Source organism: Tumidithrix elongata BACA0141 (genome assembly GCF_036349135.1).
Taxonomy (GTDB): Bacteria; Cyanobacteriota; Cyanobacteriia; order Pseudanabaenales; family Pseudanabaenaceae; genus Tumidithrix; species Tumidithrix elongata.
On sequence record NZ_JAZBJZ010000007.1, the window covers coordinates 42,666 to 64,405 of the forward strand.

Below are 21,740 nucleotides of genomic sequence, written 5' to 3' on the forward strand. Positions count from 1 at the left end.
GTAATTTGAATTATGTTGATTAAGGGCAATTTATGAATTCCCCCTACTTAGCAGAAAGGGTTTTTACCCCCCAAAAATTGGGCAAAACAAGATAAATAGCCTTCCTAGCCCTAAAAAAGGGAGAAAAGTTAAAGAATTAGAAATCTATGGATATTCATGAGTTAAGGCAGGAATACACGCAAGCAGAGCTTGGGCGGAAAGATTTACAAGAGAGCCCATTTAAGCAATTTGAGTTCTGGTTTCAGCAAGCATGTAATGCCGATTTGCAGGAACCGAATGCGATGGTGTTGGCTACGGCTTCATCAAAAGGGGAACCACTCGTCCGCACTGTACTTTTAAAGTATTTTGATTACAGTGGGTTCGTATTTTTCACGAACTACGAAAGTCGAAAGGCTCGACAGATCGAAGAGAATCCCCATGTTTCGCTTTTATTTCTATGGTTGCCCTTGCAGCGACAAGTGCAAATTACGGGAATCGCTCAAAAAGTTTCTACAGTTGAGTCTCTGCAATATTTCCTCTCGCGTCCCAAGGGAAGTCAACTGGGTGCATGGAGTTCCCGCCAAAGTTCGGTGATCTCATCTCGCCAACTTTTGATCAATGAGTTTGAGAAGATGAAGCATAAGTTTCAAGATGGAGAAATTCCTCTCCCTTCCTTTTGGGGCGGTTATCGCGTTGTGCCAAAAAGCTTTGAATTTTGGCAAGGTCGTCCCAACCGCCTCCACGATCGCTTTTTGTATACCCACCAAAGTGATGAAGCATGGGAAGTACATCGATTATCTCCATAAAGAAGTCTGCTCATCTAGGGAAGTAGGTAAAATAGCAAAATAGGAGAAAGCATATTTCAAGAAAGTCAAACTTGCCAGGATGAAATTCTCCCTGACAGAATTGTTGCATGAGTAAATATAATTTACATCAGGAATTTCGATGTTGACGATTCCAAAAGCCAGCCTAAACTCAAGCCAGTTGAAGCCAATAAAAGCAAAACAAGGAAAATATAGAGCTTATCTATCCGCTTCTGAAGTTCATTTTTGACTTGTGACATTCCTGAAATCACTCCCCAGAAAAGAAACATAAGAGCGAGTTCTAATATCTCTTCAGACAAAGTCTCTGCTCCACCCATTTGCATATCTCCCGTAGCACATCCCTGTTTCTCTTCAGGGGGTGAATCTTTCTCTTTTTCCTCCTCTTTTCTATAAGAGACAAAGCAAACGGAACCTATAGAAAAAATAAGAATAAAAACAAACAAAGTAGAAAAGAAGTGAAACGTCACATAGCCTAGTGCTGCATAAAAGAGAACAGTTGTTAGCGAGAATTTCAGTAGAGAGATTAAAGCCATTTTATCTCGTTAGATTCCTGCTATACAAACCTCACAGCTTTTATTCTTGAAGTAATTTGAAAAATGCTTCCTTCTCAATGCCGACATCTTGAATCATTCCCATCAAAGTGCCTTGCTTTATATCTTTCCCTGAATGGATTGGAATAACCACTCTTTTCCCGTCAGCATTCTTGTAGACAGCATGACTACCTTTTTGGCGATCGAAATAGAAACCCAGTTTTTCGATAGCCCGAATAAATTCTTTGGCTTTGACAGTTGCTAAAATGCTTGTGCCACAATGCTTAGAGGTTTGACGATTAAATTTTCTGTGGGAATAGGCAGGTTATCAGCTATTAAACTTTCGAGATATAACTCGATCGCTTCGGTCATATTTGCGATCGCTTCTTCAACTGTATCTCCTTGAGAATGACAACCTTTGAGAACGGGACAAAACGCATGGTAGCCTCCATCTTCTTCCTTTTCTAAAAGCACCGTGTAATTGTAAGTTTGTTTGCAATTACCGTTCATCTGTTTTCATTCCATTTGGATTTATCTTGAATAGTAGCAATATATCGAATGAAATTTTCATGATATTGTTTTATGATGAAGTAAGCGATCGCTTTATACAGGCGCTATACTAAAAATATAAATCTCATCTGTTTAACTGTAATGACGTTCAAAGAATTATTATTACAAGAAATCGACAGTACTCCAAACGAGTTGCTAGAGGATTTATTTGCCTTCTTGAAATCTCTCAAAGCGACCCCAAAACAGTCACAGCCTACATACAATGAACTCTTAGACCGTGTTGACTATCTAGAAGCGATCGTAGGAATTCGCAAGGGGCTAGATGAATTCGAGCGGGGTCTAGGAATTCCTGTCGAGCAAGCTTTGGCAAATCTACAAGAAAAATTTAGTATTCCTCCCCGTTCATGAGTTACCAGATACTCATTCAACCTACTGCTTTTCAGGAAATTGAAACAGCTTATCGTTGGATGTGCGATAACCTAAGTGCTGAAGTAGCCAACAACTGGTATTACGAACTTCAAGACGCGATCGCTTCGCTACAAAAGTTCCCAATGCGATGTGGCATAGCGCCAGAAGCCTCAGTAATTGGTCGTGAAATTCGGCAGCTTTGGATTGGGAAGCGAATTAAATATCGGGCTTTGTTTGTCATAGAAGAAGATGTTGTAGCAATTCTTCACGTTCGGCATAGCCGTCAATCTAATGTGGGTGAAGATTAATTTTTGGGTTGGCGATCGCAACGTTAAAGAAGGCAATGCAGCTAAGGTTCGAGAATAATTGAAGCGATCGCAAGCTATCGAAATTTTTATGTCCCAAGAATCCCCCCCAACTGCCCTTTTAGATTCCAAATTGATGGTTATTTTTTGAGCAATATAGTGGAGTGGGGTGAAAGGAGGTCTCACAGTTAAAGCTTCAGAAGAATTTAATCGGTGTGTGATCGCATCTTCATAGCATTATAAACTCACTTGTTCCAGATTTGTCTTCTGTTGGGACTACAGTCACTTGAGGTCATTGGGTGTCAATCCTGATGACATTTGAGAAAAGTGATTACCTGTAGAATTTAGATCGGGGATAAGAGATTCAATAAATTACTATAATAGGATAGAAGTTAGACAACGCTCTGTCTATAAGGGTCTAAATAATTAAAATGACTTACCTCAAACTTTTCTTCTAGCGCTTCAAGACCTTCTTTTTTCTTGTAATTGACCTCCTTGAGCGTCACTGGAATAAGCCATAAAAATCGAACATTAGCTCCTTCTATAACTGTATTTTCCAATTCGGAACCATCAAGATATGGAAGAGAAATTAATCCACGATCGCAGTAGGAGTCAGGAAGCCAAGGTCGCCCAAAATTTACTGTATGACCATCTGCAAGAGAAGCTTCTGTCCTGTGGTAATGAGCAACAACTGTCAGCAACTCAACTAGTTCTTTTGTTGCAAAAGGTGAAAAATATGTAACTCAATAGCTTTTTTATCACTTGGTTGAGACATTCCACAGGTTGAATATGTCCACATATTTCTTCCCTGATTGGGCGAAAATTCTAAAACGCAGAATGAGGGCGATATTTTAGTCATAGAACCCAATTCCCAAGTAATAGGAGTTCCTATATTAGACCAAACTTTTTCGTAATGAGATTTGATGCTTTGATTATATTCAAGCATTAAAGACATTCCTCCGATGCAGACTAGATAAACCTATACTTTTTAACCTGCGGAGGCAGGTATGGTCAGCAAAGCTGCGATTTTAACTGCCAAGTTACAATGATTTATCGATTGATCGATCTTTAGAACTGTTAAGAATTTTTTGGGCGATTTTTGTGGTTGAGGTGGGAATTTCGACCTTAATTAATTCTAAACTTGCGCCGCAGGCTTTCACTGCTGGGGTTTCGGGTAAAGTATCGGGCGTATAGTCGCCGCCTTTGACATAAATATCTGGACAGAAAAGAATAGGCTAAAATCATTTGGTACGCTGCAAACCTAAAATCCATGAGCCAAACTTTAGTCAAAGCAGACAACCAATATTTTATCAAGCAGGCTGTAACATGGGAACAATTTAAGGCTCTGAAATCTGCCTTTGAGGAGATTGGCGGAGTCAGACTAATGTTTTGTGAGGGAGTTTTAGAAATTGTGGGGATTGGACGACTGCATGAAATGATTTGTTCGTTGCTTGGACTTCTCCTAGGGCAATATTTTATGCTTAGACGGATCCCTTTTGTCTCTACAGGTGCTTATACGCAATCAGTAAAGGGCAGTACCGAGTTTCAGGCAGATCTTTCGTACAACTTTGGCACAGAGAAAGAGATTTCTGACTTGTGTATAGAGGTCGTGGTGACAAGTGGAAGTACGCAAAAGCTCAGAAAATATCAATTGTGTGGTGTACCCGAAGTTTGGTTTTGGGAAGATGGGAAGATAAGCATTTATTGCTTGCAGCAAGGGAGATACGAGCAAAGGCAGAGCAGTTTATGTTTGCCCGATCTGGATATTCACGATCTAGAGCAATGTTTATTGATGGATTCTCATCTAGATGCGATGGTTGCTTTTGGGGAGAGTCTTAGAGAGATTGAGAATTGTTAAGAATCTTTTGGACGATTTTTGTGGTTGATGTGGGGATTTCGACCTTAATTAATTCTAAACTTGCGCCGCAGGCTTTCACTGCTGGGGTTTCGGGTAAAGTATCGGGCGTATAGTCACCACCTTTGACATAAATATCGGGCGCGATCGCCTCAATAATTGCCACCGCTGTTACTTCTGAAAAAATTACCACCGCATCCACAGATTTCAGCGCAGCTAAAACTTCAGCGCGTTGGGCTTCGGGTACATAGGGGCGCGTGTTGCCCTTAAGCTGTTGCACCGAGGTGTCACTGTTAACGCCCACCACCAAGGTCTTACCTAGTGCCTTAGCCGCAGCAAGATAGCGTACATGCCCCACATGAATCAGATCGAAACAGCCATTGGTAAACACTAAAGGCCGCCAATCTTGTGGCGACTGGGCTATCAGCGTTTGTAATTCTGCTAGGTCGTAAACTAGATGCATAGAGTAGTACGCTATGTGAGCAACTGGTATAGTTTATAGGCAATCTATTAGAATAATAGAATTGCTTGTGTGTTGAAATATCCTAATTGAGTGCTACAGATTGAGCGTTATTGAAAGTTTGGCGATCGCCTCACAAAACCTAGAATATAACCCTATGGTGACTAGAATTTTTCTTTGCGATGAGCAAGTTGAGCCCGAAATCAGAGATTTTCTCGCTGAAGCGATCGAGGATATTGCCGAGGGGGAGCAATATATCATCACTTGGAACTGTGCCAATATTCAAACCGTTAAAGTTGGTGACAGGGCATACTTTAAGCGCATTGGTAGCAGCCTTCAGGGCTATTTTGCCAGCGGTCAGGTCGTACCCGCCGATCGCGAATATCAACTAAGACTCAAATCGCCCCGCTACCGAGAACTGAGCGAGGCCTATGACATTGATTCCTCGCCCAATAACTTTCGGGTGTGGATTGCGATCGACGCTTGCGTCAGCTTTGACGAGCCTCTGAGAATTGATAAATTGCGTCAACTGCCCCAATTTGAGGGGCTGCCCCTAGAGCCCCAAACCGAGGCAGGTGTATTTCGCGAAGAATATACGCGCTTGCTCGATCGCGAGTGGGATCGATTTTCTCTACAAGCGGCAAAAAAACGCAAGGGCATCAGGATCGTCGATGTGTTTTATCGCTGGGGTCTAGAGGATAGCCAACAGGGATTTACCGAAGATGCGATCGATTCCTTTACCCAGGCGATCAAATCTAGATCTAACTTCGTGCGTGCCTACATTGGGCGTGGCGATGTTTACTTTGGCTTAAAAGAATATAAAGAAGCGATCGTTGACTATACCCAAGCGGTTTCGTTGCGTCCAGACAAAGCCAAAGATGCTTACTACAAGCGCGGTCTCGCCTATTTCAAATTAGGACAATATGAAAAGGCGATCGCCGACCATTCCCAAGCGATCGAAATCGACGCCGGCTATACAGATGCTCTGTTTGCCCTCGGCAATACCTTTTTTAAACTCAAAAGCTTTGAGCAAGCGATCTCCAACTACAGCCGTTATTTGGAAATCGATCCCAGCCAAGAGCAGGTGTGGTTCCGACGCGGGCGGGCGAATTTTATTCTTAAGGAATATCCAGATGCCGTGCGGGATTTTGGCGAAGCGATCGCGCTCAAGGCTGACTTTGCCGATGCCTATTATTTCCGTGGCTTAGCGCATTCCCAACCTGATTTTAAGGATGACAATGCTGCCAAAACAAATCTGCGTAAAGCAGCCAAGCTTTATAAGGAACAGGGAAAACTCGATAATTATCAAAAAGCAAAGGTTTTGATCGAAACCCTTGCCGAAGAATCCGATGCCGAACCCACGACAAAACTACTAACCGAGAAACCCGATTCGTCTAATCTATCGCTCGAACAAAACTCCCATCAAACCAATGGATTAAACGAGGCAAAGCGCATTGCTTTAGATTTTTCTACCCCCGATCGCGATCGCGCCAACCTGCCCCATGAAGTCCCAGAGAGGCAACCCCTATCCGCTAGAGAGTCGCGAGAATATCGATCTGAATTCATATCTGAATCCGAGCCCAAACTCGAGTATCGACAAGACTTCCATCCGCAGGATGAAACGAGGGAACCAGAACAAAGATTCGCCGATCGGGCTGCATCCCAAGTACCCGTCGTGCAGGACGATGTGGAATCCTCGCCTCAGATCGTGATCCAAAAAGAAATTGAAACCGTTGAGGTGATCGTTGAGAAAATTGTTGAAGTTGAGAAAATTGTTGAAGTCGAAAGAGTTGTAGAAAAAACTGTCGAAGTCGAGAAAATTGTTGAAAGAGTTGTAGAGCAGCCCGTTGAAAAGATTGTGGTTGTACCCTTAGGCGAATATAACTTCGCTGACAGAACTGCAATCATTACCGTGACTTCGCAATATATTCTTGACGGCTGGCAAGTGCGCTCGGTAGAGAGAACCGAATCCATTTACGATTTGGAATGTACTAAAGAAGATTTGCGGGAGGATGTCTCAATCAAGAGCTTCTCCTTAAATTCCGATCGCCAAATCTCCTTTACGATTACCTGTACGGAAATAGAAGCAGCGAAAACCAATCCCAATTTCGTACTTTGGGCGGTGAGTAAAGAGTTTGATTTTTCCTTGCATCAGTTTACGCACCACCGCTGGACTGGCGCAGAAATTCTGGCTAAATTCGATCTCGATGCGATCGCATTTCTCACAAAGCAAAAGGTGATTGAGTCTTAAGATCGCGAGTTTAAAAATTGAATTTTTGGAACTCTCTGTATCCTTACAAATCTAAAAATTAGGGTTGGCAAATAGTCTCAAATCGGCGAAATTGTATAGAGCACAAAGAAGCTTTATGCAAAAGAAATGTATTGTTCGATTGACCGAGGATGAACGGAAACAACAGACTTACGCTCAACCCTACGATCCGAATTCTGCATGGATGAGCAACCCGTGCAGTTAATCCGAGAAGTGCGAAAGCCTTTGCTTGCCACCACCAAGCATGGCAAACGGGTCGATTACGAGTATGAACGAGCAGGAACCGCCAGCATTTGTATGATGACGGAACCACTGGTAGGATGGCGGGAAGTCAGTGTGCGCCCCAGACGAACCAAAGTCGATTGGGCTATTGAAATGGCGCAACTGCTAGAAGGTCGCTACGCTGAGTGTGAACGAGTTATTCTCATTTGCGATCAACTGAACACTCACACCAAGGGTGCATTCTATGAAACCTTTGAGCTAGAACGGGCACGTCAGTTGGTTCGCCGCCTTGAGTTTTGTCATACGCCCAACCATGGCAGTTGGCTCAACGTTGCGGAGAATGAACTGAGTTCACTCACTCGTCAGTGTATCGATAGTAGGCGATTTGAAGACATCAAAATATTGCAGGAAGAAACTGCCGCTTGGTCTATGGATGTCAACCAGAGACAACGGGGCGTGGATTGGCAGATGAAGATCGATGATGCACGTTGTAAACTCACTTCTATTTACCCTAAAATTAAGTTGTGACGCTGTAAAGCTCTATCGGTAAATTTTTCTTTAATTACAACCAATTCCCCACCAAGATAAAAGACGACCAAAAGAAAGGATGCCTGAGGTCTACATTCCCTGTGCCTTTTGGTAAAGTAATGGCTCCCAACCCTTCAATCCCAACAATTTGATTGTTTTCAACTTTAACCTTTCCCCTCAACAGATCGAGTTGCGCTTGCCGTAAAGCAGTTGCTTTACTGATCGCATTGGGAAAAGCCTTATAAAGGCTAATCATGAGGGGAGCAGTCCCCGCATCTGACACCGTCCATAAAGAGGCAAGAATGCTTCTAGCCCCAGACTCTACTGCCAAACCACTGATACCCAAATTGTTCCCAACAGCAGTTTCGCAAGCACTTAAGGTCAGCATGTCGATCGCAGGCTTATCAAATCTTAGACCGGGAATTTGGTGCGATCGCAGCTTGCTATCCCAAAACTGAATATAGGAATCTTTAACGCGATCGGCAAGGAATTGACCGTGGGTTCCCAAATGCAAAATTCCATAGCTAGCTTTGCTCCTTTGCTCTTGCATATTGCCAACGGTGAAATCTTGGTCTAAAAATGCAACACCAGAGAGCACCTGCGTACCAATGGTTCTAATTTCAATTTCGACGGCTGGTAACGCACTTAAACCTTCTCTTGCTTGGGTTAACCCCATAGCTAAAACGCGGGTATTTTTGCGATCGCGATCCTCTAACCTAGTTACCCGCAGTGCAGGAATATTTGCAGAGGCATAACGTTCCATGAGGAACTGTTTGCCGTCATGCATCGCCGCAGGTGGAATCACGCGCAAGCCTGAGTCCATCACAAAGACAACGGTTTCTATTTTCAAAGCTTGTAGTTGGTCATCAATCGGACGCATAACCCAGTCATATAGCTTTTGCGCCTGTACCAAATAATCTTGCGAACTAGAATCGCGAAGATTGGCTCTGTATTCTTCTAAAAGAGCTACGATTTCAGCTTCGTTGGCGTAATTGGTATAACGATGAAAGGGTTTGCCTTTATCTTTGGGAGGGATGACCAGAATTTCGATGCGATCGTTCAGCATCACAGGATAAATCAATACCGAAATACTTCCAGATCGTCTTGAAACATCACCTATGATTTCTTGGGCTTGGTTCATGTTTAATACAGGCGGCTTGAGATCGTCTCCCAAATAAACCTCTAGCTCAGAAATATAGGCTTTTTCGATCGCTTCAAATGCTTTTGGTAAGTTCTCTTCTTTAAAGTAGCGATCGACCTCTCGTTTCATTACCTCCCTGATTTCTAGCAGTTTCAAGGTGTCTAGATCGGCGGCAAGAAGATCGACTAAAAGGTCAGGGGGTGTAAATACCGTATCCCCTGAGGGAGCGACAAGAATATTGCCTTGGGTAAAGATGCTCGTGCCGACAGGAATGATTTTACCGAGGGCTAAGGTTGATGAACCTGTGGTGACGATGCCTGCGGTTCCATTAATACTCGGATCGCCAATGATAAAAGGAGCTAATCCGCCATGTCTAAGAAATATCTGACCGCCCGTTCCACCATTACCGCTAGCAGAACAAATACTCGCACCCGCACAGGCAGCAAATGGACTGGTTACAAAACCAAGAACTCGAATATTACCCCCTGTTGAAGAAGCCGAGAAACTTCCACCCTGAATCGCTCCCGCAGTATTCGCAGAGTTGAAGATGATGTTACCTATGGGGTCGAGGGTAATGTTGCCGCCATTGGCGATCGCACTACTCGTATTGAGATTATTCGTGGTAATACTCGTGCGGGCTGTGAAGTTAATATTGCCACCATTGCCATTGGTAGAACTAGCATCAATATCCCCTGTGGTTGTGTTAATTGCTCCATTTGTACTGGTAAGTTTGATGCTACCACCACCCAAATTACCTGTCGCCAAAATCTGACCAGTATTGATGTTACTAGCTGCCTGAAAATTAACACTGCCACCCAGACCATTCCCTCCGGGGATAACCCTCGCTCTCACGTTACCTTGGGTCGTATCAATGGCACCTCCAGTACTAGTTACAGAGATCGAGCCAGCGTTGCCAGCTATACTAGCACTTGCAAGAAGATCTTTCGTTGTAACGTTCCCGACTGCTTGAAGTGAGATAATGCCTCCGTTGGCCGAACTTGAATTGGAGGATACAGCATTGGTGATTATGTTATTAGCAGATTGAAGTGTGATAATTCCTCCGTTGCCAGAATTTGAGTTGGAAGTTACGCCAGCAGTGATTATGTTACTAGCAGCAAAAAGAGAAATATTCCCACCATTGCCAATATTCGTTCCCGCGTTTAAGTCTCCTAAGCTTGTATCGATCGATCCATTTGTACTAGTGAATGAAATATTACCAGGAATGCCACTGCCCCCTAAAGAGACATAGGAACTCACAGCAGGGAATGGAGCATTGCTACCAGTCTTGATATTACCAAACGCCCTAAATGTAATGCTTCCACCATTTCCTATGTTCGTTGTAGAAGCAACTCGTCCTGAACTAACGTCGATCGCGCCGTTTGTACTCGTCAGGGAGATATTCCCTCCATTCCCAGTAAAAGGGAACACAACATATGTTGCAATACTTTCTCCAGCAACATTGGCTCCTGTGGTTTGAATGTTACCGCCTGCCCGTACAATTACATTACCGCCATTTACATTTGAAATTGTTTGGAAGCTATTTACGCTGATATTTCCGCCAGCAGTAAGATTGATATCCCCAGCATTAGCCGCAGTTGTAATGAGATCCGCAGTACCCGCAATATTGCGACCCGCGCTAAAGTTAATTGCTCCGCCGTTTGTAGTAATAGAGCTATTGAAGTTGATATCTCTACCAGCCTGCGCTGTCAGCCCCACCCCTAAAGTGCCTATATTCACAGGATTAGTCGGTGTATTGAAGTTGATATCATTCGTCGCCTGCAATATGACATTTGTTACCGCACCGTTAATCAAGCTCACGCCGAGTCTGTTTAATCCCACATCGGGTAGGGCAAATTGATCGACTTGGTTCAAAGCTGTAAAATCTGCTGGGAATAAAGAATCATCGATCACATTGATATCTGTCGGATCGAGCAACAGAGTTCCAATGGTTCCATTTGGTGCAAGCGTATTCACAGTGCCCCTATAATCAAGGTTCTGTTTCCCTGAAACCTCCACAAAGCCACCATTCCCCGACTGCGTTCCACCCTGTGCCAAAATCGTGCCTAGAAATCTCGTGTTTTGGTCAGACCAGACTATAGTTTTCCCACCATCCCCATTTAAAATTGCACTGACATCTATTCTTGAATTACTATCAATAAACATTCTCAGAGCATTTGGAACGGTTCCCTTGCCTTGAAAATCGCCTCCAATCAGAACTGTGCCACCGCCATTTAATCCAGATGCATCAATCCGCGCATTTACTAAACCTACTTTTTCGCCAAAGATGCCAATTACCCCCCCCTGCCCCCCCTTGTCAAGGAGGGGAGAAACATTAATCTGTCCTGAGACAATCGTCATGCCATTTGTGACCGCAAGATCGGTTGGTTCAGGACTTGCCACTAGGGCAAGAGAGCCATCGGCTTTGACCACTACTTGATTCGCTTCAGGAACTTTACCCGTAAGCAACTCAGCTAGTTTGGGTAGCTCTGTAATCTTGCCACTCCAGTTAGACGGAATTGCATTGGCTGTGACTTGTAAGCCTAAGACCGCATCAGGCGATCGCAACTCCACAACAGAATTTCCTGCCACAGAAGTTAGCGCCACATTCCCAGCAGGGGCCGTCAACGTGCCTGTATTGATTACGCTACCGCCAGTCAACGTAATGCTTTTGCCCGTATCTACCGATAAATTGCCTTGATTGATGATTCCCGCAGGTTGAGAAATCGCGAAGCGAATACTTTTTGGATCGCCGCTCGGAAAAACGAGCGAATTCTTATCCACACTAAAATTCTGACCGTTATCAAATCCCAAGCCCGTACCCGTAGTGGCATGAAACGATCCGCCAATATCTAGACGCGCATTTTGTCCAAATACAATCCCATTCGGATTCACGAGGTAAAGATTGGCATTGGGGAAAGCTTGACGACTTTCAATCGTGCCTAAAACCGCAGAGGGATTGCCACCTGTAACGCGATTGATAATATTTTGAACTTCCGCCCCTTTTACTGAAGAGTTCCCCGTGTTAAAGATAACCCCTGATTGGGGAACGTTAAACTCGTTGAAGCTGTGATAGAGATTGCCGCCATTGACTGTGCCCAATCCTGTGGGTGCGATCGCATTGCCATTGACTTGAGTAGCCGTAGTACCATCAGGTGCAATTTGGGCTTGAGCCGAGTATGTCGCACTAAGGAAAGCGATCGCTGACAAGAGCAAGCAATATCTATTCTTCATTTCAACTCATCCCAAAGGGTAACGATTAGAAGTAACTAGACCATAAACGAAGAATTCAGTATTCAAGTGTAATAAGCTTAATACCTATGGTTCATGATTCTGTCAAACCCTAAATTATTCTTAATTTTTTGGGAAACTCAGACAAAACCCAGCTAACTTACAACCAATTTCCCACCAAGATAAAAGATGACCAAAAATAAGGATGTCTGAGGTCAACATTTGCAACTCCTTTAGGCAAGGCGATCGCACCTAAACCCTCAATTCCCACAATTTGATTGTTCTCAATCTTGACCTTTCCTCTCAACAAATCGAGTTGTGCTTGTCGCAACGCCGTTGCCTTACTCAGAGCGCTAGGAAAAACCTTATAAAAATTGATCATCAAGGGAGCAGTCCCCGCATCTGATACCGTCCACAGAGAGGCTAGAATGCTTCTCGCGCCTGACTCTATTGCCAAACCACTGATACCCAAATTATTCCCAACCGCAGTTTCGCAGGCACTCAAGGTCAGCATGTCGATTACAGGCTTATCAAATCTCAGTTCGGGAATTTGATGCGATCGCAGTTTACTATCCCAAAACTGAATGTAGGAATCTTTCGCGCGATCGGCGAGGAATTGACCGTGAGTTCCTAAATGTAGAATTCCATAGCTAGATTTGCTGCGTTGATCTTGCATGTTTCTGACGGTGAAATCTTGGTTTAAAAAAGCAACGCCAGAGAGCACTTGCGTACCGATTGTTTTCACCTCAACTTCAACGGCTGGCAATGCACTTAAACCTTCTCTTGCTTCGGTTAGACCCATCGCTAAAATATTTGTGTTTTTGCGATCGCGTTCTTCAAACCTCGTCAAACGTAATGAAGGAATATTTGCAGAAGCATAGCGCTCCATAAGGAATTGTTTGCCATCGTGCATCGCCGCAGGAGGAATCACGCGCAAGCCTGAGTCCATTACAAAGACAACGGTTTCTATCTTGAGCGCTTGCAGTCGATCGTCAATCGGACGTATAACCCAGTCATATAGCTTTTGTGCCTGTACCAAATAATCTTGCGAGCTAGAATCGCGAAGGTTAGCTCTGTATTCCTCTAAAAGCGTTATAATTTCGGCTTCATTGGCATAATTGGTATAGCGGTGAAAGGGTTTGCCAAGCTCTTTTGGAGGGACAACCAGAATTTCGATGCGATCGTTCAGAATAACTGGATAGATCAGTACGGAAATACTTCCAGACCGCTTTGAGACCTCACTTATCGTGTCTTGGGCTTGGTTCATGTTTAACGTAGGGGGCTTGAGGTCTTCCCCTAAGTAAATTCCTAATTCTGAAACATAGGCTTTTTCGATCGCCTCAAAAGCTTTTTGTAAGTTCTCTTCTTTAAAATAGCGATCGACCTCCTGTTTCATTACTTCTCTGATTTCGATTAGATCTAGCGTATCTATGCCAATAACCAGCACATCGATCCAAGGATCCGGGGGCGTAAATACTGTATCTCCTGAAGGAGCGATGAGAATATTGCCTTGAACAAAAATACCCGTGCCAAAACGAAATGTTCTACCAAGTGCTAAGGTTGACGAACCAGTCGTCACGATACCTGCGGTTCCGTTAATACTGGGATCGCCCACTGTGAATGGTGTAGCCCCGCCAAATCGAAGGAAGATCTGACCGCCCGACCCACCATTGCCACTGGCAGTACAGATGCTCGCCCCCGCACAGGCAGAAAACGGACTGGTGACAAAACCCAGAACTCGTATATTCCCTCCAGTTGAGAAAGCAGAGAAACTCCCACCTTGAATGGCTCCAGAAGTATTCGCAGAAGTGAAGATGATGTTTCCTATGGGGTCTAGCGAGACACTCCCTCCAATACCTGTAGTTCCGCTAGAATCGATCGCACCAGTAGTAATCTGACTACGAGCACTAACAGTAATATTGCCACCATTCTGACCTGAGGAATTGAGATTGCCAGTCGTGACTCCACCGTTACTGCTCTTGGTTGTAATACTTCCACCATTGGCATTGATGCTACTCGTATTTAGATTTGCAATTGTGATGTCGTTCGAGGCAGCAAAATTGATGGAACCACCACTCCCAGTAATGGAACTAACATCAATATCGCTTGCACCAGTATTAATGGCTCCATTTATGCTTGTAAGGTTGATGTTACCACCACTCAAACTACCTGTTCCAAAAATTTCACCTATATTGATATCGCCCGATGCTTGCAGCGAAATAGTTCCTGCATTACCATTAACAGATTGAACGATTAGCTGTCCTGCTGTCGTATTAATGGAACCTGCCTGACTGATGAGTGTAATCTTTCCGCTATTTCCAGGAATACCATCCCCTGAGGAGGCAGTTATATTGGATGTAATGATATTATTGGCTGCCTGAAGGAAAATATTACCAGCATTGCCAATGTTTGCATTTCCAGCATCTAGATCCCCCAAACTTGTATCGATCGCTCCGTTAAAACTAGTCATCGAAATATTTCCAGCGTTGCCAATCCCCCCAGAGGTAATGCCAGAAGAAACAGCAGGTGTTGGAGCAACTCCACTTCCCGTCTTAATATTGCCTGCCGCCTGAAATGTAATGTTCCCACCACTGCCCTGAAACCCAACCGCATGAACTAGCCCAGAGCTAACATCAATGCTTCCATTGGTACTCGTTAAAGAAATATTGCCAGCATTGCCAGATGTATTGAAAGAGGCATTTGCGACAATACTATATAAACCGCTAGTTATGCCACTAGATGTACCGCTGGATGTTCCCGTAGTTAGAATATTGCCACCAGCCTGCACGGTTACATTGCCACCATTCAAAGTCCCAGAGATATAGGTGGTTGCTGTATCAATGCTATTTACGGTGATATTCCCACCTGCAATGAGACTGATATCTCCAGCACTATTCATCAAAGCCGCTGGAGATATATTTCCCGCTCCAGTAATGTTTCTACCTGCATTAAAGGTAATTGAATTACCATTTGTCGCAATATTGCTGGTGAAGTTAATATCTCTCCCTGCTTGCGCGGTCAAACCTCCAAAAGTATTAACTGGTGCAGCAAAATTAATGTCTCGACCAGCTTGGGCTGTCAGAATTGATCCAGCGGTATTAAAACCTACATTAAAATTGATATCATTTGTTGCCTGCAAAGTGACATTTGTGAAGGAAAAATTAATTAGATTTACATCTAACGTATTGAGTCCAATATCTGGATCGCTAAACTGATCTACATCTGTTAAGGTAGCAAAGCTAAATGGGCCAGTGCCACCAACCACATTGATATCTGTTGGGTCGAGTAACAGAGTTCCAATCTTGCCATTAAGAGCTAGTGTATTCACAGTGCCCTGATAATCGAGATTCTGTTTCCCCGAAACCTCTACAAAACCACCATTCCCCGACTGCATTCCTCCATTCGCCGCAACTGAGCCAAGGAATCTCGTACTCTGGTCAGACCAGACTATAGTTTTCCCACCATCCCCATTTAAAATCGCACTGACATCAATTCTGGAATTGCTATCAACAAAAGTTCTTAGAGCATTTGGAACGGTTCCTTTGCCTTGAAAATCGCCCCCAATCAGAACCGTGCCACCGCCATTTACCCCAGACGCATCAATTTTTGCATTGACTAACCCTACCTTCTCGCCAAAGATGCCAACTACCCCCCCCAGCCCCCCCTTAGCAAGGGGGGGAGTTGATACATTAATCTGTCCCGAAACAATGGTCATGCCATTCGTGACTGCAAGATCCGTTGGGGCGGGGTTCGCTACGAGTGCCAGAGACCCATCAGGTTTTACAACCACTTGGTTGGCTTCGGGTACTTTGCCTGTAAGCAACTCTGCTAGTTTTGGTAGCTCTGTAATCTGACCATTCCAGTTAGACGGAATTGCATTGGCTGTAACTTGTAAGCCTAAGACCGCGTCAGGCGATCGCAACTCTACTTGTGAATTCCCCGCTACGGAAGTTAAAGCAATATTCCCACTAGGAGCGGTTAAACTGCCCGTATTGATAATACTTCCGCCCGTAAAAGTAATGCTTTTGCCCGTATCTACCGATAAATTGCCTTGATTAATAATCCCCGCAGGTTGACTAATCGCAAAGCGAATATTTTTAGGATCGCCACTAGGGAAGCTGAGCGAATTTTTATCAACATTAAAAGTTTGTCCGTTGTCAAAGCCTAAGCCCGTTCCTGTCGTAGCGTGAAAAGATCCACCGATATCCAGACGCGCATTTTGCCCGAATACGATCCCATTGGGATTTATTAAATAGAGATTAGCATTGGGGAAAGCTTGACGGCTTTCAATCGTGCCTAAAACCGCTGAGGGATTACCACCTGTAACGCGATTGATAATATTTTGAACTTCTGCACCTTTTACCGAAGAGTTACCCGTATTGAAAGTGACACCTGATTGGGGAACGTTAAACTCGTTAAAGCTGTGATAGAGATTGCCACCATTAACTGTGCCCGATCCTGTGGGTGCGATCGCATTCCCATTGACTTGAGTTGCGGTACTACCATCAGGCGCAATTTGGGCTTGTGCCGAATGAGATAGGTTTAAAGAAGTGCTTAAAGAAGCGATCGCCGATAAGAGCAAGCAATATCTATTTCTCATTCCACACCTGAAAGTAATAATTTAGAATTAACGAACGAAAAATTCAATGCCAATTGTAGCTAGTTTTATGCTTACAGTTCTTACTTCTGATAAGGCTTATATTATTTTTAATTATTTCGTAATTGCTCAACCTAGAAGGAATCAGGGTTTCAGCCTATAAATTGTCTCAAAAACTAGCTAAATGACACCATTCTCATTTGTCAAACGATAATTTGCTGATATATAGATAAAATAGAGGTAAAATCGACTTTTTGACAGTCATTTTTTGTTGATTTTACTAAGTTGAGCAATTACATTATTTCAGAAGCCTCAGTCGTGCGCTATCGGCTTAAAAGCCTAAGAATTAACAGTGTGTTGGGAAAGTAGTCACTAGCTAAATTAAGAACTAAAAGATTATTGTGAATTCTTTGCATCTATTTTATAAAAGAACATTGTTCTTTAGGGTCAAACTCCAAGCGAATCGTGTGGTTAAAGCTTTCTTTAATTGATTCGATGTGCGTAATGATTAGAACCTGCTCAAACTGACGCTCTAGTCCATGCAGCAACTCAAGCACTTTATCGCGGCGACCATCATCAAGGGAACCAAAGACCTCATCTAAAATCAGCAGAGAAAAAGGTTGTCCGCTACGTTCGGTAATCATTTGAGAGATCGCCAGACGTAGGCATAGATTCACAATATCTTCTTCGCCACCAGAGATTACGGGTTTGCGATCGCCACCATCCAGTACCACAACATTATATTTGGCATCGATTTCCAAGGCATCGTAACGACCATCGGTGAGTTGTTTGAGAAATTCACTGGCACTCTCAGCCAACTGTGGGCGAATTTGTTCGGTTAAATATTGGCGAAATTCTGTAAACGACTTATCCAGCTCTTCTAATAAAGCATGTTCGGCTTTGGCAGTTTGAAATTCTTTCTGCTTGAGATGATATTCTGCTTCGCGCTTTTGAATGTCTGCAAGGGATTGTTGAATCAGAGCAACATCCCGTTGAGCTTGGTTTTGATATTGCCGCGCCTCTTCGAGTTGTTGGGTGGCATGGGCGATCGCTTGTTTGAGATTGCGATAGTCCTCTTCCGAAAATTCTAATTGTTGAATTTCTTGGCTGAGGGCAGCGATCGCTTTGGCAATACGAATCTGTTCTTGTGTTTTGTCTTGTAGCTGTTGTTCTGCTTGGCTGAGGCGCTGGGGTGCGTCAGCCGATCGCAGATATTCCTCTCGTTTGGGTTTGAGAATTTGCAATTGTTGGCTGAGCTGCTCGTATTGTTGGGCATCAAAACCCGTAGGGAGCTTGGCAATTTCTGCGGTCAGATCGGCGATATCGGTTTGCTTCGCAGTGCATTGTTTTTGCCAGAGTTGCTGCTTTGTCTGGTCGGCAGCGATTTCAGTTTGCTGTTTTTGCCTTTGTGACAGGTTCTGTTTTAGTTCCGCCTGTTTGGTTTGCAAGGCTTCAAGGGCTTCAGGTGGCTGACGAATCGCGGCGAGTTCCGCTTGCCATGCTTGAATGTGACCGTGCAGATGCGTTAATTGAGCGGAGAAATTCCCAATTACATTGTCAAATTCGGCTTCGAGGGGACGTTCGCAGGTGGGACAGTTGCCCTCATGACCTGCGGCGGTAATCGTATTTTTCTGCGTTTCTAGCTTTTTGAGATCCTGCTGTTCCGATTTGATTTTGGCCTTGAGATCTGCCTGAGTCTCCTGCCATGCCTGCATTTGTGCTTGAATTTCTGCTTCGATCGCTAGCAATTGGGTTTGTTCCTGCGCGATCACCGTTTGATTTGCTTGCAGACTTGCAGATACATCCCCTAGTTGCTCCAATTGCTGCTCTAGCTCAGCGATTTCTACTTGGAGTTTGCTCCGTCGAGCTTCTAAATCCTGATATTTGATCGCAGCTTGTCTGAGTTTGTCTTGTTCGGAATATTGGGCTAGGAGTTCGTCGTAATTTGCCACCTCTAGCCGTAGGATTTCATGTTGGGCAACGGCTTGGGCAAGTTGCAATCGCGTTTGAGAGAGTTGCTCAATTTGTCGATCGATCTGTTCTAAATTTGCCTGTGCTACTTTGAGTTGGGTTCCTAGCTTGGTATGCGTATCCCGTTTGAGATCGAGCGATTCTAATTGTGGTGTGAGAGTTTCCCGTTGTTCCAGTGCTTGGTTTAACTCATGATTCGCTACCTCCAGTTGCGTGGAGGTCTCTGCGAGCCTTTTTTGTTGCTCGACCAGTTCGGTTTGAATTGCCTCAAGGTTCCCTAAACTTCCTTCTAAAAGCAGTTTTTGCCGCTCTTTTTCACGCAGATCGAAGCGAATCGTTCCTTCTTTGTTTGCTGCTCCCTGAACTTCGGTAATGCGTTCGTAGTTAAGCATCTTGGCAATAAATCGTTCGCGATCGGTAGCTCCTTCGATCGCACCTAAAAAATTGAGGTCTTTTTGCCCGGTGAAGTAGCTATTAAAAAATTCTTGGTGGGTCATGCCGAGCAGTTTTGATAGGCTCTCATTCACGGCTTTGGTCGAGTTGGCGATCGTCCGAGTTCCCTGCCTGAGTTCTGCCATGCTTTTAGAACTCGATTGCGATCGCTTGACCGTAAAGGTCTGATTGTTAAAGGCAAAGGTCAACTCCGCCACTGCCACAGATTTTCCAGGAGCAAAGCGCCAGATCAGGGTCTCGATATCCCCCCTTGCCACCCCTTTTTGGTTGCCATACAATGCCCAAGCGATCGCTTCAAGAATAGTACTTTTGCCCGATCCATTGGCGCCCAAAATCCCTGTGAGCCCTGTGGGAAAATGAATCTCGGTATTTTTATGCTGGCGGAAGTTTTCTAGGTGTAAAGAGATCAGGTGCATGAGGAGCTTTCTCTAGTTTTCGTGAGGTTTTTGATAAATCTTGTACTATGGGAAGTTCGCAATATGGTTAGAATATTCTGATTGAGAGCGTCCTGCGTGCAAATATTTTAACCCTACCCAACCGATTCTGATGAGATTTTATGAATTCCAGTGACTCAGGCAATTTGCTCGGTAGATTGTTTAACAATTCGCAAATAAGTCCACCAAACGGTTCAAGTCATCATTCCTCAATTCAAGAAACTGGACTACAAATAAATCCTCGAAGATGGCTCAATCTTTATTTGATTCAAGACTATGATGCTTTGTCTGAGCAGTTTATCTCTATACTTACACACTTTGAAGGGATTACCTACACGACCTTAGATACAGAGTCACTGTATTTTATCAATGCTTTTCTTAAAAATTTTCTATACTTATTTACCCAGCCTGATTTTGTGATTGGCGATCGCTTTGTGGCGCGATTTATTCAACTCAATCTCACAATTTCTAACCTTGTCGCGATATCTGATTTTAAAACAACCGATGCTTATTTAGAGATTTTAAAAAGCCAGCCCCAAAACTTTGTCAAATTGTTAACACTTTATTCCGCTCGCAATAGCTTTAAGTTCGATCGCAAACTGCTATTTGATACGAATTCACCCCTTGCCTGCTTGTGGTATTCCTACTTTTTGGAAATATATCGCTCGGGTTTAGCGAACAAGATCGTCTATCAAAATCTCAGAGAACATTTGGCATTTAACGACGATCGCATCATTGATTTTTATAAAATCGAGGATGTTTATTTGGCTACAACATATATTGATGGCGATCGCGATCGGGCGATTAAACAAAAACTTAACCAATCCATTCAAGCGAGTCCTTTTTGCCAAAATGCAAATATTCAGAACTCGAAAATCCTAAAGGCTGAAAGATTAAATCAATCGACCTTAACACCTCGCAAAATTGCCATAATTACTGGATTTTGGTTTCCTAGCCATTCATCCTATCGTATGTTGTCGCAATTCATTTCGTCCTTAGCTTTAGATTACGAACTCACGCTATTTCATCTGGGCGAACCAAGAGACGATCTTGACACAAGTAATTTTAAAGAAGTTAAGTATATTACCTATAGGAATGGAACTTTGGATATTTCCCCTTTGCAATCAAATGATTTTGCCATTGCTTATTATCCCGATGTTGGCACCTTGCCTGCAAGCATCCTCTTGTCTAATCTCCGCATTGCCCCCATGCAAATTTGTGGCTTAGGTCATCCTGTCAGTACATTTGGTTCAAACATTGATTATTTTGTCAGTAGCGCAGAGGCTGAGGCAATCAAAAATCCTGAGAATCATTACTCCGAAAGATTGGTATTGCTCCCTGGATTTGGCGTAATTCCTACCTGTCCTGAATACAAGATTCAAGGCATTAAAAAAACTCGATCTGAAATAATTATTAATTGCGCTTGGAATCCCCAGAAAGTTAACTATCCACTACTTTTACTATTAGGAAAAATCATTAAAGATGCGAAGCAAGAAGTACTATTTCGATTTTTTGCCAGTGATAGTTTGTTTCAAAAAAATGACTTTCTTCCCTTTGCCAAAGATTTAGAGCTAGCATTAGGAAAAGACAAAATAGAACTATATTTACATAAGCCCTACGAGCAATATATGGCTCTAATGGAAGAGGGCGATCTTTGTATTGATTCCTATCATTTTGGCGGCTTTAATAGCCTAATTGATAGCTTATATCTCAGAAAACTAACGGTTACTCTAGAGGGAAAAAAATGGTACAACCGCGTTGGAGCTAGACTGATCCGCCTACTTGGCTTACCCGAATTAGTTGCCAAAACCCCTGCCGAATACACGCAAATCATCCTCAAACTCATTAATCAAGAACCATTACGACTCGATCTGCAAATGAAAATGGCAAAGGTAGATTTAGATCGAACCCTCTTTGCTACAAGCGATCGCCAAGATCTAAAAAAAACGATTGATTTTTTAATTGAAAACCACGATCGCTTACAAAGTAACCGCGACAAGAAACCCATCCGAATTATTTAGCCATT

The 21,740-nt window shown here is 43.6% G+C and carries 15 protein-coding genes; 7 read left to right on the plus strand and 8 right to left on the minus strand.

Going from position 1 to position 21,740, the window contains the following annotated elements; translation table 11 throughout:
* Positions 1-146 precede the first annotated feature (146 nt).
* Positions 147-785 carry a pyridoxamine 5'-phosphate oxidase gene (pdxH, locus tag V2H45_RS03190; protein ID WP_330482168.1) on the plus strand — a complete coding sequence of 213 codons (639 nt, stop codon included), beginning with the start codon at positions 147-149 and terminating at the stop codon, positions 783-785.
* 122 nt (positions 786-907) lie between these two features.
* Here the strand turns inward: pdxH and V2H45_RS03195 are convergent, their stop codons facing one another.
* From V2H45_RS03195 to V2H45_RS03200, 3 genes are read right to left on the minus strand one after another with little or no spacing between them, the layout of a single operon-like run.
* Positions 908-1,336, minus strand: coding sequence for a hypothetical protein (locus V2H45_RS03195; RefSeq protein WP_330482169.1), 429 nt, complete (start codon positions 1,334-1,336; stop codon positions 908-910).
* A gap of 40 nt (positions 1,337-1,376) precedes the next feature.
* Complete coding sequence (locus tag V2H45_RS25510) at positions 1,377-1,601, minus strand: type II toxin-antitoxin system HicA family toxin (protein WP_408648708.1); 225 nt, start codon at positions 1,599-1,601, stop codon at positions 1,377-1,379.
* Positions 1,595-1,843 (minus strand): type II toxin-antitoxin system HicB family antitoxin, encoded by a 249-nt coding sequence (locus V2H45_RS03200; RefSeq protein ID WP_330482170.1) that lies wholly within the window; start codon positions 1,841-1,843, stop codon positions 1,595-1,597. The genes V2H45_RS25510 and V2H45_RS03200 overlap by 7 nt, the downstream gene beginning before the upstream one ends.
* 141 nt (positions 1,844-1,984) lie before the next feature.
* On the opposite strand from V2H45_RS03200, the gene V2H45_RS03205 reads away from it, so the two are divergent.
* Together V2H45_RS03205 and V2H45_RS03210 are read left to right on the plus strand one after the other, a co-directional pair.
* Positions 1,985-2,251, plus strand: coding sequence for a hypothetical protein (locus V2H45_RS03205; RefSeq protein WP_330482171.1), 267 nt, complete (start codon positions 1,985-1,987; stop codon positions 2,249-2,251).
* Positions 2,248-2,559 carry a type II toxin-antitoxin system RelE/ParE family toxin gene (locus V2H45_RS03210; RefSeq protein WP_330482172.1) on the plus strand — a complete coding sequence of 104 codons (312 nt, stop codon included), beginning with the start codon at positions 2,248-2,250 and terminating at the stop codon, positions 2,557-2,559. Before V2H45_RS03205 ends, V2H45_RS03210 begins: the two co-directional genes overlap by 4 nt.
* A gap of 389 nt (positions 2,560-2,948) precedes the next feature.
* Here the strand turns inward: V2H45_RS03210 and V2H45_RS03215 are convergent, their stop codons facing one another.
* On the minus strand, positions 2,949-3,257 hold the full coding sequence (locus V2H45_RS03215) for a suppressor of fused domain protein (RefSeq protein ID WP_330482173.1): 309 nt from the start codon (positions 3,255-3,257) through the stop codon (positions 2,949-2,951).
* A gap of 569 nt (positions 3,258-3,826) precedes the next feature.
* On the opposite strand from V2H45_RS03215, the gene V2H45_RS03220 reads away from it, so the two are divergent.
* Complete coding sequence (locus V2H45_RS03220) at positions 3,827-4,414, plus strand: Uma2 family endonuclease (RefSeq protein ID WP_330482174.1); 588 nt, start codon at positions 3,827-3,829, stop codon at positions 4,412-4,414.
* Here the strand turns inward: V2H45_RS03220 and rfaE2 are convergent.
* Complete coding sequence (gene rfaE2, locus V2H45_RS03225) at positions 4,392-4,874, minus strand: D-glycero-beta-D-manno-heptose 1-phosphate adenylyltransferase (protein ID WP_330482175.1); 483 nt, start codon at positions 4,872-4,874, stop codon at positions 4,392-4,394. The two genes, V2H45_RS03220 and rfaE2, sit on opposite strands and share 23 nt — an antisense overlap.
* Positions 4,875-4,974: 100 nt before the next feature.
* Between rfaE2 and V2H45_RS03230 the strand changes: the two genes are divergently transcribed.
* Both V2H45_RS03230 and V2H45_RS03235 read left to right on the plus strand, forming a co-directional pair.
* Entirely contained in the window at positions 4,975-7,122 is a 2,148-nt protein-coding gene (locus V2H45_RS03230) for a tetratricopeptide repeat protein (protein WP_330482176.1), read from the plus strand.
* A 198-nt stretch (positions 7,123-7,320) separates the two neighbouring features.
* On the plus strand, positions 7,321-7,890 hold the full coding sequence (locus tag V2H45_RS03235) for a transposase (protein ID WP_330482177.1): 570 nt from the start codon (positions 7,321-7,323) through the stop codon (positions 7,888-7,890).
* 34 nt (positions 7,891-7,924) lie between these two features.
* Here V2H45_RS03235 and V2H45_RS03240 read toward each other — a convergent pair whose 3' ends face one another.
* From V2H45_RS03240 to V2H45_RS03250, 3 genes are all read right to left on the minus strand, one after another.
* Positions 7,925-12,262 (minus strand): CHAT domain-containing protein, encoded by a 4,338-nt coding sequence (locus V2H45_RS03240; RefSeq protein ID WP_330482178.1) that lies wholly within the window; start codon positions 12,260-12,262, stop codon positions 7,925-7,927.
* A gap of 157 nt (positions 12,263-12,419) precedes the next feature.
* Positions 12,420-16,859, minus strand: coding sequence for a CHAT domain-containing protein (locus tag V2H45_RS03245; RefSeq protein ID WP_330482179.1), 4,440 nt, complete (start codon positions 16,857-16,859; stop codon positions 12,420-12,422).
* Between the two features lie 413 nt (positions 16,860-17,272).
* Positions 17,273-19,696: an SMC family ATPase gene (locus V2H45_RS03250; RefSeq protein ID WP_330482180.1), complete on the minus strand. Its 2,424-nt coding sequence runs from the start codon at positions 19,694-19,696 to the stop codon at positions 17,273-17,275.
* A gap of 140 nt (positions 19,697-19,836) precedes the next feature.
* On the opposite strand from V2H45_RS03250, the gene V2H45_RS03255 reads away from it, so the two are divergent.
* A complete protein-coding gene (locus V2H45_RS03255) occupies positions 19,837-21,735 on the plus strand; it encodes an O-linked N-acetylglucosamine transferase family protein (protein ID WP_330482181.1) in 1,899 nt (632 codons plus the stop codon).
* Positions 21,736-21,740 lie beyond the last annotated feature (5 nt).